The 15,127-nt window shown below is 70.5% G+C and carries 11 protein-coding genes and 1 tRNA gene; 9 read left to right on the plus strand and 3 right to left on the minus strand.

Annotation, left to right across the window (positions count from 1 at the left end; all coding sequences use genetic code 11):
• Positions 1–191: 191 nt before the first annotated feature.
• Positions 192–3,017: a DNA polymerase I gene (gene polA / locus AC230_RS08100; protein ID WP_198535490.1), complete on the minus strand. Its 2,826-nt coding sequence runs from the start codon at positions 3,015–3,017 to the stop codon at positions 192–194.
• 144 nt (positions 3,018–3,161) lie between these two features.
• Between polA and AC230_RS08105 the strand changes: the two genes are divergently transcribed.
• From AC230_RS08105 to AC230_RS08135, 7 genes are all read left to right on the plus strand, one after another.
• Positions 3,162–5,468, plus strand: coding sequence for an FdhF/YdeP family oxidoreductase (locus tag AC230_RS08105; protein ID WP_049715388.1), 2,307 nt, complete (start codon positions 3,162–3,164; stop codon positions 5,466–5,468).
• Positions 5,469–5,525: 57 nt separating this feature from the next.
• Positions 5,526–5,993, plus strand: a complete 468-nt coding sequence (locus tag AC230_RS08110; RefSeq protein ID WP_049715389.1) for a PaaI family thioesterase — start codon at positions 5,526–5,528, stop codon at positions 5,991–5,993.
• Positions 5,994–6,285: 292 nt separating this feature from the next.
• Positions 6,286–7,506, plus strand: a complete 1,221-nt coding sequence (locus AC230_RS08115; RefSeq protein ID WP_049715836.1) for a branched-chain amino acid ABC transporter substrate-binding protein — start codon at positions 6,286–6,288, stop codon at positions 7,504–7,506.
• 99 nt (positions 7,507–7,605) lie between these two features.
• A complete protein-coding gene (locus tag AC230_RS08120; protein ID WP_049715390.1) occupies positions 7,606–8,535 on the plus strand; it encodes a branched-chain amino acid ABC transporter permease in 930 nt (309 codons plus the stop codon).
• Positions 8,536–8,540: 5 nt separating this feature from the next.
• Positions 8,541–10,274: a branched-chain amino acid ABC transporter permease gene (locus AC230_RS08125; RefSeq protein ID WP_049715837.1), complete on the plus strand. Its 1,734-nt coding sequence runs from the start codon at positions 8,541–8,543 to the stop codon at positions 10,272–10,274.
• 5 nt (positions 10,275–10,279) lie between these two features.
• Positions 10,280–11,140: an ABC transporter ATP-binding protein gene (locus AC230_RS08130; RefSeq protein ID WP_049715838.1), complete on the plus strand. Its 861-nt coding sequence runs from the start codon at positions 10,280–10,282 to the stop codon at positions 11,138–11,140.
• Positions 11,137–11,853, plus strand: a complete 717-nt coding sequence (locus tag AC230_RS08135; RefSeq protein ID WP_049715391.1) for an ABC transporter ATP-binding protein — start codon at positions 11,137–11,139, stop codon at positions 11,851–11,853. The genes AC230_RS08130 and AC230_RS08135 overlap by 4 nt, the downstream gene beginning before the upstream one ends.
• A gap of 64 nt (positions 11,854–11,917) precedes the next feature.
• Here the strand turns inward: AC230_RS08135 and AC230_RS08140 are convergent, their stop codons facing one another.
• A complete protein-coding gene (locus AC230_RS08140) occupies positions 11,918–12,574 on the minus strand; it encodes an ANTAR domain-containing response regulator (protein ID WP_049715392.1) in 657 nt (218 codons plus the stop codon).
• Positions 12,575–12,670: 96 nt separating this feature from the next.
• On the opposite strand from AC230_RS08140, the gene AC230_RS08145 reads away from it, so the two are divergent.
• Positions 12,671–12,745: transfer RNA gene (locus AC230_RS08145), tRNA-Leu, on the plus strand.
• 120 nt (positions 12,746–12,865) lie between these two features.
• Entirely contained in the window at positions 12,866–13,624 is a 759-nt protein-coding gene (locus AC230_RS08150) for a helix-turn-helix domain-containing protein (RefSeq protein WP_049715393.1), read from the plus strand.
• Between the two features lie 3 nt (positions 13,625–13,627).
• Here AC230_RS08150 and pyk read toward each other — a convergent pair whose 3' ends face one another.
• Positions 13,628–15,049, minus strand: a complete 1,422-nt coding sequence (pyk, locus tag AC230_RS08155) for a pyruvate kinase (protein WP_049715394.1) — start codon at positions 15,047–15,049, stop codon at positions 13,628–13,630.
• Between the last annotated feature and the right edge of the window lie 78 nt (positions 15,050–15,127).

Here is a 15,127-nt window from a genome sequence, read left to right on the forward strand (position 1 = left end):
GCCTCCTCTGCTCCGCGGTCCCCCTCCCCGGGGGACCGTCCGTTTGAGGGGTTCCCTCCATCGTGTGACATCGGAGAGGCGTTCGCACACCGATCTCGCGACAATCAGCAGCTGGAACGGCCGTGCGGCCGCTCCCCGGGGGGGAGGGGCCGCACGGCCGTCCGGAGCAGTGCGGGCGCCGGTGCGGGGCGTCAGTGCGCGGCGGACTCCCAGTCGCCGCCGACGCCGACCGAGACGTCCAGCGGGGCACGCAGCTCGACGGCCCCGGACATCTCCCGGCGCACCAGCTCCTCGACCTGCTCCCGCTCGCCGGGGGCGACCTCCAGCACGACTTCGTCGTGCACCTGGAGCAGCATCCGGGTGGCGAGCCCTTCCTTCTCCAGCGCCCCGGCGACCCGCAGCATCGCGATCTTGACGATGTCGGCGGCGGTGCCCTGGATCGGGGCGTTGAGCGCCATGCGCTCGGCCATCTCCCGCCGCTGGCGGTTGTCGCTGTTGAGATCCGGCAGGTAGCGGCGGCGGCCCAGCATCGTCTCGGTGTAGCCGGTGGCGCGGGCCTCCTCGACGACGCGGCGCAGGTAGTCCCGCACTCCGCCGAAGCGCTCGAAGTAGGTGTCCATCAGGCCGCCGGCCTCGCCCGGGGAGATCCCCAGCTGCTGGGAGAGCCCGAACGCCGACAGACCGTAGGCCAGGCCGTACGACATCGCCTTGATCTTGCGGCGCATCTCGGCGTCCACCTCGGTCTTGGCCACGCCGAAGACCTGGGAGGCGACGGTGGTGTGCAGATCCTCGCCCGAGGTGAACGCCTCGATCAGGCCCTCGTCCTCGGAGAGGTGGGCCATGACGCGCAGCTCGATCTGGCTGTAGTCGGCCGTCATCAGCGACTCGAAGCCCTCGCCGACCACGAAGCAGCGGCGGATGCGGCTGCCGTCGGCGGTGCGCACCGGGATGTTCTGCAGGTTCGGGTCGGTGGAGGAGAGCCGGCCGGTGGCGGCCACCATCTGGTTGAAGGTGGTGTGGATCCGGCCGTCCGCCGCGATGTTGTTGATCAGGCCGTCGACGGTGGTGCGGAGCTTGGCGCGGTCGCGATGGCGCAGCAGGACGACCGGGAGCTCGTTCTCCGTCTGGCCGGCGAGCCAGGCGAGGGCGTCGGCGTCCGTGGTGTAACCGGTCTTGATCTTCTTGGTCCGGGGCAGGCCCAGCTCCTCGAAGAGGATCTCCTGGAGCTGCTTGGGCGAGGAGAGGTTGAACTCCCGGCCGGCGGCCCGGTGGGCGTCGGCGACGGCCTGCTCGATCTCGCCCAGGTACTCCTCGGAGAGCCGCTCCAGACGGGCGCGGTCCACCGCGATGCCCTCGCGCTCCATCGCGACCAGCAGGTCGCCGACGGGGAACTCCAGGTCGCGCATGAGCTCCAGCGCGTGCGTCCCGGCGAGCTTGCGCTCGTAGAACTCCCCGAGGTCGAGGACGGCGCGGGCCTCGACCATGAGCTTCTCGGCGGCCTCCTTGTCGGCCGTGCCGTCGAAGTCGAACGCCTGCTGGCCCGCCTCCGCCTTGTCGGGATCGACGCGCGGCAGGGTGCGGCCGAGCTTGTCCTCGACGAGCACCTCCAGCTCGGTGAGCTGCCGCTTGCCCTTGTTGAAACGGACCTTGCCGGCCCGCTTCTGGCGGTGGCGGTTGAGCGGATCCGTCTCGAAGGGGCGGGCCCCGGGCTCGTCCAGGTAGGCGGCCACGGCGGTGTCCATCGTGACGCCCGCGACGGCCCAGCCGCGCTCGGCGAAGACCCGCAGCACGCGCTTGCCCATGTGCAGCACCTTCGGCCGGGACGCGTCGGCCAGCCAGGCGGCGAACGCCTTGTCGTCGGCCTCGGACAGCTCCTGCGGCTCGAACCAGCAGGCCCGCCCGTCCGGCAGGGCCAGCGCCACCTCGTGGACGTCGCCGCTGCCCAGCTTCCAGTCGTAACCGGCCGCGACCGCGGCGGGCACCTCCGCCGGGATCGCCTCCAGCCAGCCCGCCAGCTCGTCCGCGCCCAGCATGCGCCCGTCGAGCTCGACCTCCAGCTCCTCGGCGGCCTCCGCCACGGCCGCCGCCGGATCCGTGCCCCACAGCCGCTCGCGCAGACTGCGGTTGCGGATCTCCAGCCGGTCCAGCAGGGCACCCAGCGCGGCCAGGTCGTACGCCTCGCGCACCAGGCCCTCCGGGCCGGTCGACAGCTCCACGTCGCGCACCATCTCCGTCAGGCGGCGGTTGAGCTTCACCGCCTCCAGGTGCTCGCGCAGATTCTGCCCCGCCTTGCCCTTGACCTCGTCCGCGCGCGCCACCAGCTCGGCGAACGAACCGAACTGGTTGATCCACTTCGTGGCCGTCTTCTCGCCGACACCCGGGATGCCCGGCAGGTTGTCCGACGGGTCGCCGCGCAGCGCCGCGAAATCCGGGTACTGCGCGGGCGACAGGCCGTACTTCTCCATGACCTTCGCGGGCGTGAAACGCGTCAGCTCCGAGACGCCCTTGGTCGGGTACAGCACCGTGACGGCGTCGCTGACCAGCTGGAAGGAGTCACGGTCGCCCGTGACGATCGACACCTCGAAGCCCTGGGCCTCCGCCTGCGTCGCCAGCGTGGCGATCACGTCGTCCGCCTCGAAGCCGTCGACCGCGAAGCGCGGCACCCGCATGTGGTCGAGCATCTCCCCGATCAGCTCGACCTGGCCCTTGAACTCGTCGGGGGTCTTCGACCGGTTCGCCTTGTACTCCGCGAACTCCTCCGAGCGCCACGTGGTGCGCGAGACGTCGAAGGCCACCGCGAAGTGCGTGGGCGCCTCGTCACGCAAGGTGTTCGCGAGCATCGACGCGAAACCGTAGACCGCGTTGGTCGGCTGGCCCCCGGACGTCGTGAAGTTCTCCGCGGGCAGCGCGAAGAACGCCCGGTACGCCATGGAGTGCCCGTCCATGAGGAGCAGGCGGGGCCGGCCTCCCCCCGCTGCCCCGGTGCCGGTCGGCTCACTGCTGTCGGACGGTGTCATCGATGCCTTTGCTGCCACGCCCCCGATCCTGCCACGACCCACTGACAATCCCCGCCACACCACCGGACGCCGCTGTCCGACCCCCATGACAGGATCGTCCCCGGGCCGACCGCACGCCCACCGACCGCTCTCGAGGGGAACGAGATGGCAGGCAAACCACCCACCGGCGACCCCGTCCAGGACGCACCCGAGGTCACCTCGCCCCGGCACTCCGCCGCGGGCCTCCCGGCCATCGCCCAGACGCTGCGCACCGCCCAGCGGCAGATGGGCGTGCGGCGCACCGCGCTCACCCTGCTCCGCGTCAACCAGAAGGACGGCTTCGACTGCCCGGGCTGCGCCTGGCCCGAGGGCGACGAACGGCACGCCGCGGAGTTCTGCGAGAACGGCGCCAAGGCCGTCGCCGAGGAAGCCACCCTGCGCCGCGTGACCCCCGCGTTCTTCGCCGCCCACCCGGTCTCCGGCCTCTTCGGCCGCAGCGGCTACTGGCTCGGCCAGCAGGGCCGCCTCACCCACCCCATGTACCTGCCCGAGGGCGCCGACCACTACGAACCGGTCTCCTGGGAGCGGGCCTTCGACATCGTCGCCGAGGAGCTGCACGCCCTCTCCTCGCCCGACGAGGCCGTCTTCTACACCTCCGGCCGCACCAGCAACGAGGCCGCCTTCCTCTACCAGCTCTTCGCCCGCGAGTTCGGCACCAACAACCTGCCGGACTGCTCCAACATGTGCCACGAGTCGTCCGGTTCCGCCCTCACCGACACCCTCGGCGTCGGCAAGGGCAGCGTCCTGCTGGAGGACCTCCACAAGGCCGACCTGATCATCGTCGCCGGCCAGAACCCCGGCACCAACCACCCGCGCATGCTCAGCGCCCTGGAGCAGGCCAAACGCGGCGGCACGAAGATCATCACGGTCAACCCGCTGCCCGAGGCCGGCATGGAGCGGTTCAAGAACCCGCAGAACGCCCGCGGCCTGGCCGGCGGCGGCGTCGCCCTCACCGACCTCTTCCTCCAGATCCGGCTCGGCGGCGACCACGCCCTCTTCCGCATGCTGGGCAAGCTGATCCTGGAGACCGAGGGCGCCGTCGACACCGCCTTCGTCGAACAACACACCCACGGCTTCGAGGAGTTCGCCGCCCTCGCCCGCACCGCCGACTGGGACGAGACGCTGCGCGCCACCGGCCTGACCCGCGCCGAGATCGAGCAGGCCCTCCAGCTGGTGCTCGCCTCCCGCCGCACGGTCGTCTGCTGGGCCATGGGCCTCACCCAGCACAAACACGCCGTCGCCACCATCAAGGAAGTCGTCAACTTCCTGCTGCTGCGCGGCGACATCGGCCGCCCCGGCGCCGGCGTCTGCCCCGTCCGCGGCCACAGCAACGTCCAGGGCGACCGCACCATGGGCATCTTCGAACGCCCCGCCCCGGCCTTCCTCGACGCCCTGGAGAAGGAGTTCGGCTTCGCCCCGCCCCGCCACCACGGCCTCGACGTGGTCCGCGCCGTCCGCGCGCTGCGCGACGGCACGGCCAAGGTCTTCTTCGCCATGGGCGGCAACTTCGTCTCCGCCACCCCCGACACCGACGTCACCGAGGCCGCCGTCCGCCGCGCCCGCCTCACCGTCCACGTCTCCACCAAGCTCAACCGCTCCCACGTCATCACCGGCGCGCGGGCCCTGATCCTGCCCACCCTCGGCCGCACCGAACGCGACCGGCAGCGCGGCGGCGACCAGTTCGTCACCGTCGAGGACTCCATGGGCATGGTCCACGCCTCCCGCGGCCGCCTCGCCCCCGCGAGCGACCGGCTCCTCTCCGAGCCCGCCATCGTCTGCCGCCTGGCCCGCCGCGTCCTCGGCGACAGGAGCACCACGCCCTGGGAGGAGTTCGAAGCCGACTACGCCACCATCCGCGACCGCATCGCCCGGGTCGTCCCCGGCTTCGAGGACTTCAACGCCCGCGTCGCCCGCCCCGGCGGCTTCACCCTGCCCCACGCGCCCCGCGACTCCCGCACCTTCCCCACCACCACCGGCAAGGCCAACTTCACCGCCTCACCCGTCGAACACCCCGAACTCCCCGAAGGCCGCCTGCTCCTGCAGACCCTCCGCTCCCACGACCAGTACAACACCACCATCTACGGCCTCGACGACCGCTACCGCGGCATCAAGAACGGCCGCCGCGTCGTCCTCGTCCACCCCGACGACGCCCGCGCGCTCCACCTCGCCGACGGCTCCTACACCGACCTCGTCAGCGAGTGGACGGACGGCACCGAGCGCCGCGCCCCCGGCTTCCGCGTCGTCCACTACCCCACCGCCCGCGGCTGCGCCGCCGCCTACTACCCCGAGACCAACGTCCTGATCCCCCTCGACCACACCGCCGACGCCAGCAACACCCCCGCGAGCAAGTCCGTCGTCGTCCGCCTGGAGCCCACGGCGGGCCCCGGCGCGGCCCCCGGCGGAGCCGCTTGATAACAACAGACCCGTCCCGCACACACGTCAACGACAGCACCAGGGGAGCCGAGCCGCATGGGCGAGCAGACCAGCACCGTCTTCACACAGGAGACCATCGACGCCTGGGCCGGCAGCGGCCTCGACCTCCCCACCCTCTTCTCGGCGGGGCAGCTCGGCACCCGCATGGGCGTCCAGGTCCTGGAGGCGTCGGCCGAGCGCGTCGTCGGCACCCTGCCCGTCGAGGGCAACACCCAGCCGTACGGCCTGCTGCACGGCGGGGCCTCCGCCGTGCTCGCCGAGACCCTCGGCTCGGTGGGCGCCATGCTGCACGGCGGCCCCACCCGCATCGCGGTGGGCGTCGACCTCAACTGCACCCACCACCGCGGCGCCCGCTCCGGCGTCGTCACCGGAGTGGCCACCCCCGCCCACCGCGGACGCACCAGCGCCACCTACGACATCGTCATCACCGACGAGCAGGGCAGGCGCGTCTGCACCGCCCGCCTCACCTGCGCCATCCGTGAGGCCGCGCTCCCGTCCACCTGACAACTCCCGCCGGATCCCGGCGAGTTGACCTTCCCCGCGCCACCCGCGCGGCCGGCGGCGCCACCCCCGCCGGCCGCGCGAAGCGGAACGTGATCTGCGTCATAACAAGACAGTCACAGCATCGGCGGCACCTCTGCCCCGGCACGTCGCACAGCCCTAAAGTCACGGCCATTCACCACCCCGCCGGGCGGTTCGCACCACCTCCCCACCTTTCGTCGGAGCCCGGCGAGCGACACGGCACCCCGGCCAAGCCGCCGCGCCAGGGAAAGGACTCACCGTGCGACACCGCTCCCTGCTCCTCCTCACCACCGCGCTCACGGCCGGGGCCCTCGGCCTGAGCGCCTGTGGATCACGCGACGACAAGGGAAGTGACAACGGCGAGCGGGGCGGCGGGAGGACCACCGTGGTCATCGGCCTCGACGCCCCGCTGACCGGCGACCTCTCCGCCCTCGGCCAGGGCATCAAGAACTCCGCCGACCTCGCCGTCAAGAACGCCAACAAGAGCAACGAAGTCCCCGGCGTCACCTTCCGGCTGACCCCGCTGGACGACCAGGCCCAGCCCACCTCCGGCCAGCAGAACGCCACCAAGATCGCCGGCGACGCCAAGGCCGTCGCCATCATCGGCCCCCTCAACTCCAGCGTCGCCCAGTCCATGCAGCAAGTCGCCCAGTCCAACACCATCGCCCTCATATCCCCCGCCAACACCACCCCCGACCTCACCCAGGGCAAGGACTGGAAACAGAACCACCGCAAACGCCAATTCACCACCTACTTCCGCACCTCCACCACCGACGAGGTCCAGGGCGCCTTCGGCGGCACGTACGCCCACGAGCAGATCAAGGCGAAAACCGCCTACGTCATCGACGACCAGAAGACCTACGGCGTCGGCCTCGCCTCCTCCTTCTCCGCCACCTTCACCTCGCTCGGCGGAAAGATCGTCGGCACCGAACACGTCAACCCCGAGGACCGCGACTTCAAGGCCATCGTCTCCAAGGCCAAGAGCACCCACCCCGACCTCGTCTTCTACGGCGGCGAGTACCCCGCCTCCGCACCCCTCAGCCAGCAGCTCAAGGAAAGCGGCGTCACCGTGCCCCTCATGGGCGGCGACGGCATGTACAGCGCCGACTACATCACCCTCAACAAGAAATCCGCCGGCGACTACGCCACCTCCGTCGGCAAACCCGTCGAACAGCTCGACTCAGCCAAGAAGTTCATCGCCGACTACAAGGCCGCCGGCTACAAGGACCGCTACGAGGCCTACGGCGGCTCCACCTACGACGCCACCTGGGCCGTCGTCCAGGCCGTCAAAGCCGTCACCGCCGAGAACGGCGGCAAACTCCCCGACGACGCCCGCGCCAAGGTCGTCCAGGCCCTCAACAAGGTCTCCTTCCCCGGCGTCACCGGCCCCGTCTCCTTCGACCAGTACGGCGACACCACCAACACCATGATCACCGCCTACCAGGTCGAAGGCACCGCCTGGAAAGCCCGCTACAGCGCCGCCTACAAGCGCTGACACCCGGCCGACCACCGGCAGAACCGATTCACCGTACGGCGCGGGCCCCACGGCCCGCGCCGACCGCCCGCACCCCTTCCCACCCACGGAGGCCCGGCGGTGCACGAACTGCCGCAACAACTGGCCAACGGACTCATCCTCGGCGCGATGTACGGACTCATCGCGATCGGCTACACGATGGTCTACGGCATCGTCCAGCTCATCAACTTCGCCCACGGCGAGATCTTCATGGTCGGCGGCTTCGGCGCCCTCACCGCCCACCTCGCCCTCCCCGACGGCACCGCCCTCGCCCTCGCCCTCCCCCTCATGATCGCCGGCGGCGTCCTCGCCTCCGTCACCGTCGCCGTCGCCGCCGAACGCTTCGCCTACCGCCCCCTCCGCGGCGCACCCCGCCTCGCCCCCCTCATCACCGCCATCGGCCTCTCCATCGCCCTCCAGCAAGCCGTCTGGAAGTGGTACCCCGACGCCAAGAAGGCCCGCGTCTTCCCCCAGTTCAAGGGCGAGTCCCTGCACCTCCTCGGCGCCACCGTCCAACGCGGCGAGATCTTCCTCCTCGCCGCCGCCCCCCTGTGCATGCTCGCCCTCGGCCTCTTCGTCACCAGAACCCGCACCGGCCGCGGCATGCAGGCCACCGCACAGGACCCCGACACCGCCAGACTCATGGGCGTCAACACCGACCGCATCATCGTCATCGCCTTCGCCATCGGCGCCGCCTTCGCCGCCGTCGCCGCCGTCGCCCACGGCCTCAAGTACGGACAGGTGGACTTCCGCATGGGCTTCATCACCGGCCTCAAGGCCTTCACCGCCGCCGTCCTCGGCGGCATCGGCAACATCTACGGCGCCATGCTCGGCGGCGTCGTCCTCGGCGTCGCCGAAGCGCTCGCCACCGCCTACATCGAGGACATCCCCGGCATGTCCCAGTTCGGCGGCGGCTCCTGGAAGGACGTCTGGGCCTTCGTCCTCCTCATCCTCGTCCTCCTGCTGCGCCCCCAGGGCCTGCTCGGCGAACGCGTCGCGGACCGGGCGTGATCACCATGACCACCCTCGCCCGGCACACTCCCCTCATCCCCCTGCCCGCCGGCCCCGCCCGGATCATCGCCGCCACCGGCGCCGCCCTCACCCTCGCCTCCACCTTCCTCCCCTGGACCTGGACCACCGCCTTCCCCGGCAACCTCACCGTCACCGGCTACCCCGGCGGCCTCCAGACCATCACCCTCGCCGGCGCCGCCCTCAGCCTCCTCCACGTCCTCGCCGCCCACCGCCTCCGCGGACTGCGCTGGCTCGCCCCCACCGGCACCACCGCCCCCACCGTCCTCCTGGCCCTCGGTACCCTCGCCACCACCTGGTACACCCTCGGCGCCATCGCCCGGCAACTCGGCGGCCTCGTCAACCTCGAACCCGGCGGCCTCCTCGCCGCCGCCGGCAGCCTCCTCGCCCTCCTCGGCGCCCTCGCCCTCCCCACCGACCTCCCCCACCCCGACGGCCCCGCACCCGGACCCCTGCGCCGTCTGCGCCACACCTTCACCACCCGCCGCCCCCACCCCGCAGCACCCCTCCCCGCCTGGGCCGACCTCCTCCTCATCGCCGCCGCCTTCGCCCTCGGCCTCCTCCTCTTCACCTACGGCGTCGACGCCGAATACGGCGAACTCTTCGTCGGCTACCTGCTCCTGACCATCGCCGGCCTCGCCGCCCTCGGCCGCTCCGGCCTCACCGCACGCCTCACCACCCTCACCGCACGACACCGCACCCTCACCCTCACCGCCGCACTCCTCACCGCCGCCTGCTTCCCCCTCACCCTCACCAACGACACCTACACCAACCTCGCCACCAGCATCCTGATCTTCGCCACCGTCGCCCTCGGCCTCAACGTCGTCGTCGGCCTCGCCGGCCTCCTCGACCTCGGCTACGTCGCCTTCCTCGGCGTCGGCGCCTACGCCGCCGCCCTCGTCTCCGGCTCCCCCGAATCCGCCGCCGGCGTCCACTTCCCCTTCTGGGCCGCCGTCCTCACCGGCATCGGCGCCTCACTCGTCTTCGGCGTCCTCATCGGCGCCCCCACCCTCCGGCTGCGCGGCGACTACCTCGCCATCGTCACCCTCGGCTTCGGCGAGATCTTCCGCATCACCATGCTCAACCTCAACGGCAAGACCGGCCCTGACATCACCAACGGCTCCATGGGCATCCCCAACATCCCCGACCTCGACATCGGCGGCTTCAACTTCGGCGACACCCACGACCTCCTCGGCTTCACCATCGGCCGCTTCGGCAACTACTACCTGCTGATGCTCCTCGCCACCATCGCCGTCGTCCTCGTCTTCCGCCGCGCCGCCGACTCCCGCATCGGCCGCGCCTGGGTCGCCATCCGCGAGGACGAGACCGCCGCCACCGCCATGGGCATCAACGCCTTCCGCCTCAAGCTCCTCGCCTTCGCCCTCGGCGCCGCCCTCGCCGGACTCGCCGGCACCGTCCAGTCCCACGTCATCACCACCGCCACCCCCGACCAGTACCAGTTCGCCGGCACCGTCCCGCCCAACTCCGCCTTCCTGCTCGCCGCCGTCATCCTCGGCGGCATGGGCACCATCACCGGCCCCGTCGTCGGCGCCGCCCTCCTCTACCTCATCCCGAACAAAATGGACTTCATGCAGGACTACCAACTCCTGCTCTTCGGCGTCGCCCTCATCCTCCTCATGCGCTTCCGCCCCGAAGGACTCGTCGCCGACCGCCGCAAACAACTCGAATTCCACGACGACGCCCCGCCGGAGGGAGCGTGACCACCATGGCCGCCACCCCACCCCTCCTCACCGCCACCGGCGTCACCATGCGCTTCGGCGGACTGACCGCCGTGCACTCCTGCGACCTCACCGTCCACGAACGCCAGATCGTCGGACTCATCGGCCCCAACGGCGCAGGAAAAACCACCCTCTTCAACTGCCTCACCGGCCTCTACACCCCCACCGAAGGCACCGTCACCTACCGCGGCACCCAACTCCCCGCAAAACCCCACCTCGTCACCCAAGCCGGCATCGCCCGCACCTTCCAGAACATCCGCCTCTTCCCCAATATGACCGTCCTGGAAAACGTCCTCGTCGGCCGCCACACCCGCACCAAGGAAGGGCTCTTCTCCGCCCTCCTCCGCGGCCCCCGCTTCCGCCGCGCCGAAACCGCCTCCGCCCGCCGCGCCCACGAACTCCTCGACTTCACCGGCCTCCACGGCAAGGCCGACCACCTCGCCCGCAACCTCCCCTACGGCGAACAACGCAAACTCGAAATCGCCCGCGCCCTCGCCAGCGACCCCGGTCTCCTCCTCCTCGACGAACCCACCGCCGGCATGAACCCCCAGGAGACCCGAGCCACCGAACAACTCGTCCTCGCCATCCGCGACCAGGGCATCGCCGTCCTCGTCATCGAGCACGACATGCGCTTCATCTTCAACCTCTGCGACCACGTCGCCGTCCTCGTCCAGGGCGAAAAACTCGTCGAGGGCGACGCCCACACCGTCCAGCGCGACGAACGCGTCGTCGCCGCCTACCTCGGCACCCCCTACGAAGGCGCACCCGGCCAGGCCGAGGCCGCCGAGGTCGAAGCCGCCGAAACCCACGCCGCCACCCCGCACCCCGAGGAGAACGAACCCCGATGACCGCCCTCCTCGAGGTCACCGGCCTCCGCGTCGCCTACGGCAAGATCGAAGCCGTCAAAGGCATCGACTTCACCGTCCACACCGGCCAGATCGTCACCCTCATCGGCACCAACGGCGCCGGCAAGACCACCACCCTGCGCACCCTCTCCGGGCTCCTCCGCCCCACCGCGGGCACCGTCCGCTTCGACGGCCAACCCCTCGGCGGCGTCCCCGCCCACCGGATCGTCGCCCGCGGCCTCGCCCACTCGCCCGAAGGCCGCCACATCTTCCCCCGCCTCACCATCGCCGAGAACCTCCAACTCGGTGCCTTCCTCCGCAAGGACACCGACGGCATCGCCCACGACATCCGCCGCGCCTACGAACTCTTCCCCATCCTCGGCGAACGCGCGCGCCAGCCCGCCGGCACCCTCTCCGGCGGCGAACAGCAGATGCTCGCCATGGCCCGCGCCCTCATGTCCCGCCCCAAACTCCTCATGCTCGACGAACCCTCCATGGGCCTCTCGCCGATCATGATGCAGAAGATCATGGCCACCATCCGCGAGCTCAAGGCCGCCGGCACCACCATCCTCCTCGTCGAACAGAACGCCCAGGCCGCGCTGAGCCTCGCCGACCACGGCCACGTCATGGAGACCGGCCGCATCGTCCTCTCCGGCACCGGCCCCGAACTCCTCGGCAACGCGTCCGTCCGCAAGGCGTACCTGGGCGAGGACTGAACGCGGGGACGCGAAAGGCCCGCGTCCGCACCGGACACGGGCCCTCTCCGCCGCGACTCCCGCGCTACTGCTCCTTCGCGGCCTTCTCCTTCTTCTCCCGGGCGTCCTCGATGACGGCCTCGGCCACCTGCTGCATCGACATCCGCCGGTCCATCGACGTCTTCTGGATCCACCGGAACGCGGCGGGCTCCGTCAGGCCGTACTGCGTCTGCAGAATGCTCTTCGCCCGGTCGACGAGCTTCCGCGTCTCCAGCCGCTGGGCGAGGTCCGCGACCTCCTTCTCCAGCGCCTTCAGCTCCGTGAAGCGGGAGACGGCCATCTCGATCGCCGGCACGACGTCGCTCTTGCTGAACGGCTTGACCAGATACGCCATCGCCCCGGCGTCCCGGGCGCGCTCGACGAGCTCGCGCTGCGAGAACGCGGTGAGCATCAGCACGGGTGCGATCGACTCGGCGGCGATCCGCTCGGCGGCGGAGATCCCGTCCAGAACGGGCATCTTCACATCGAGGATCACCAGATCGGGCTTGTGCTCCCGAGCCAGCGCGACGGCCGTCTCCCCGTCCCCCGCCTCGCCCACGACGGAGTAGCCCTCCTCCTCGAGCATCTCCTTGAGGTCGAGGCGGATCAGGGCCTCGTCCTCGGCGATCACGACGCGCGTGGTGTGCGGAGGGGTGTGCTGCGGCTCGTCGTCGACGGGCGGCTGGGGCTCGGCGGCGCTCACGGGTCTCCTCGGTCCAAGGCAGGTGGTGCCCCATGAGCGTACCCAGTGCTGTAGTTTTGAGTACCGGAGGGGTATACACTCTCCTTACATTGCAAGGCCCCGGTAGCCCAATTGGCATGAGGCAATGGATTCAAAACCCATACAGTGTCGGTTCGAGTCCGACCCGGGGCACTTCTCCTTCGATTCGAAGGTCGCACAGGGTTACCTAACCGTTGGGGATCTTCACTCGACGCGGTGAACATCTGCACATAGGCAGCTCACGCGTGTCCGGGCTGGACCAGGCTCGTCCCTGTGTACGACCTCGATACCCGCCGTCACGCCCTTTCCCTCGTCGCCCAGGGGCGCAGCCTCAATTCGGTGAGCCAGCAGACGGGCATATCCCGCTACGCCATCCGTCAGTGGCTGATCAGACTTGAGCCCAAGCAGTCGTCCTCCTCATGTCTGCGGTGCGACAGCAACCCGAAGCCTCCACAGGACCCGGCCGCATACGCCTACCTGCTCGGCCTCTACCTGGGCGACGGCTGCATCAGCAAACAGCCGAGAGGCACCTACGCCCTCCGCATCGCCCGTGCCGATGCCTGGCCCGGCCTCATCGCGGCACGCAAGGACGCGGTCGGACAGGTCCGCCCCGAGAACAGCGTCTGTGCCGTCCGGAAGCAGGGGTGCGTCATGGTGACCAGTACCAGTCGGCACTGGCCTTGCTTCTTCCCCCAGCACGGCCCCGGCAAGAAGCACCAGCGGGTGATCACTCTCGAGTCCTGGCAACAGGACATCGTCGATGCCCACCCGTGGGAGTTCGTACGCGGACTCGTCCACTCCGACGGCTGCCGCGTCACCAACTGGGCGACCAGGGTCGTAGCGGGCACACGCAAGCGCCATGAGTACACCCGGTACTTCTTCACCAACAAGTCGGACGCCATCCGGCGGCTGTTCACCGACACACTCGACGCGTTGGGCGTCGAGTGGAGACCGACGAACGCCTGGAGCGTCTCCGTCGCCCGCCGCCCCTCCGTGGCCCTCATGGACACCCACATCGGCCCGAAGCACTGACGGCTAGTCCTCGCCGATGTGATGCACCCGCACCAGATTCGTCGTCCCCGGCGTCCCCGGGGGCGAACCCGCCGTGATGATGACCATGTCGCCCCGCCGGCAGCGCCCGATCCGCAACAGGTACTCGTCCACCTGCCGGACCATCTCGTCCGTCGTCTGCACCATCGGCCCCAGGAACGTCTCCACGCCCCAGGTGAGGTTGAGTTGGGAGCGGGTGGCCGGCTCCGGCGTGAACGCGAGGAGCGGGATCGGGGAGCGGTAGCGGGACAACCTCCGTACCGTGTCACCGGATTGGGTGAACGCGACGAGGAACTTCGCCCCGAGGAAGTCGCCCATCTCGGCCGCCGCGCGGGCCACCGCGCCGCCCTGGGTGCGGGGCTTGCTGCGCTCGGTCAGCGGCGGGAGGCCCTTCGCCAGGACGTCCTCCTCGGCGGCGGCGACGATCCGGCCCATCGTCCGGACGGTCTCGACGGGGTACTTGCCGACGCTCGTCTCGCCGGAGAGCATCACCGCGTCCGTGCCGTCGATGACGGCGTTGGCGACGTCGGACGCCTCGGCGCGCGTGGGCCGGGATGCGTCGATCATGGAGTCGAGCATCTGGGTCGCGACAATGACCGGCTTCGCATTGCGCTTCGCCAGCTTGATCGCCCGCTTCTGCACGATGGGGACCGTTTCCAGCGGCATCTCGACGCCCAGGTCACCGCGGGCGACCATCAATCCGTCGAAGGCGGCCACGATGCCGTCGAGGTTCTCGACTGCCTGCGGCTTCTCGATCTTGGCGATGACGGGGAGGCGGCGCCCCTCCTCGTCCATGACGCGGTGGACGTCGTGGACGTCGTCGGCGTTGCGGACGAAGGAGAGGGCGACGATGTCGGCGCCGGTCCGGATGGCCCAGCGGAGGTCCTCGACGTCCTTCTCGGAGAGGGCGGGGACGGAGACGGCGACGCCGGGGAGGTTGAGGCCCTTGTGGTCGGAGACCATGCCGCCTTCGAGGACGACGGTGTGGACGCGGGGGCCGTCGACCTCGGTGACCTCCAGGGTGACGCGCCCGTCGTCGACGAGGATGCGCTCGCCCCGGGTGACGTCGGCGGCGAGGCCGTCGTAGGTGGTGCCGCAGCGGGTGCGGTCGCCGGGGACGTCCTCGACGGTGATGGTGAAGGGGTCGCCGCGTTCAAGGAGTACGGGCCCCTCCCGGAAGCGGCCGAGGCGGATCTTCGGGCCTTGAAGGTCGGCGAGGACGCCCACGTTGCGGCCGGTCTCCTCGGCCGCCTTCCTGACCCGCTCGTACCGTGCCTCGTGGTCGGCGTAGGTGCCGTGGCTCAGGTTGAAGCGGGCGACGTCCATGCCGGCCTCGACGAGTGCCTTGATCTGCTCGTACGAGTCGGTGGCGGGCCCCAGGGTGCAGACGATTTTCGCTCGGCGCATGGCACGACCTTAGGGCTTACCGGCGGGTAGGGAATCGGGGTGCGGGAACAGCCCAACGTCCGTTGGGTTAAAGCTTGT

It is taken from the genome of Streptomyces caatingaensis (assembly GCF_001187435.1).
Classification (GTDB): domain Bacteria; phylum Actinomycetota; class Actinomycetes; order Streptomycetales; family Streptomycetaceae; genus Streptomyces; species Streptomyces caatingaensis.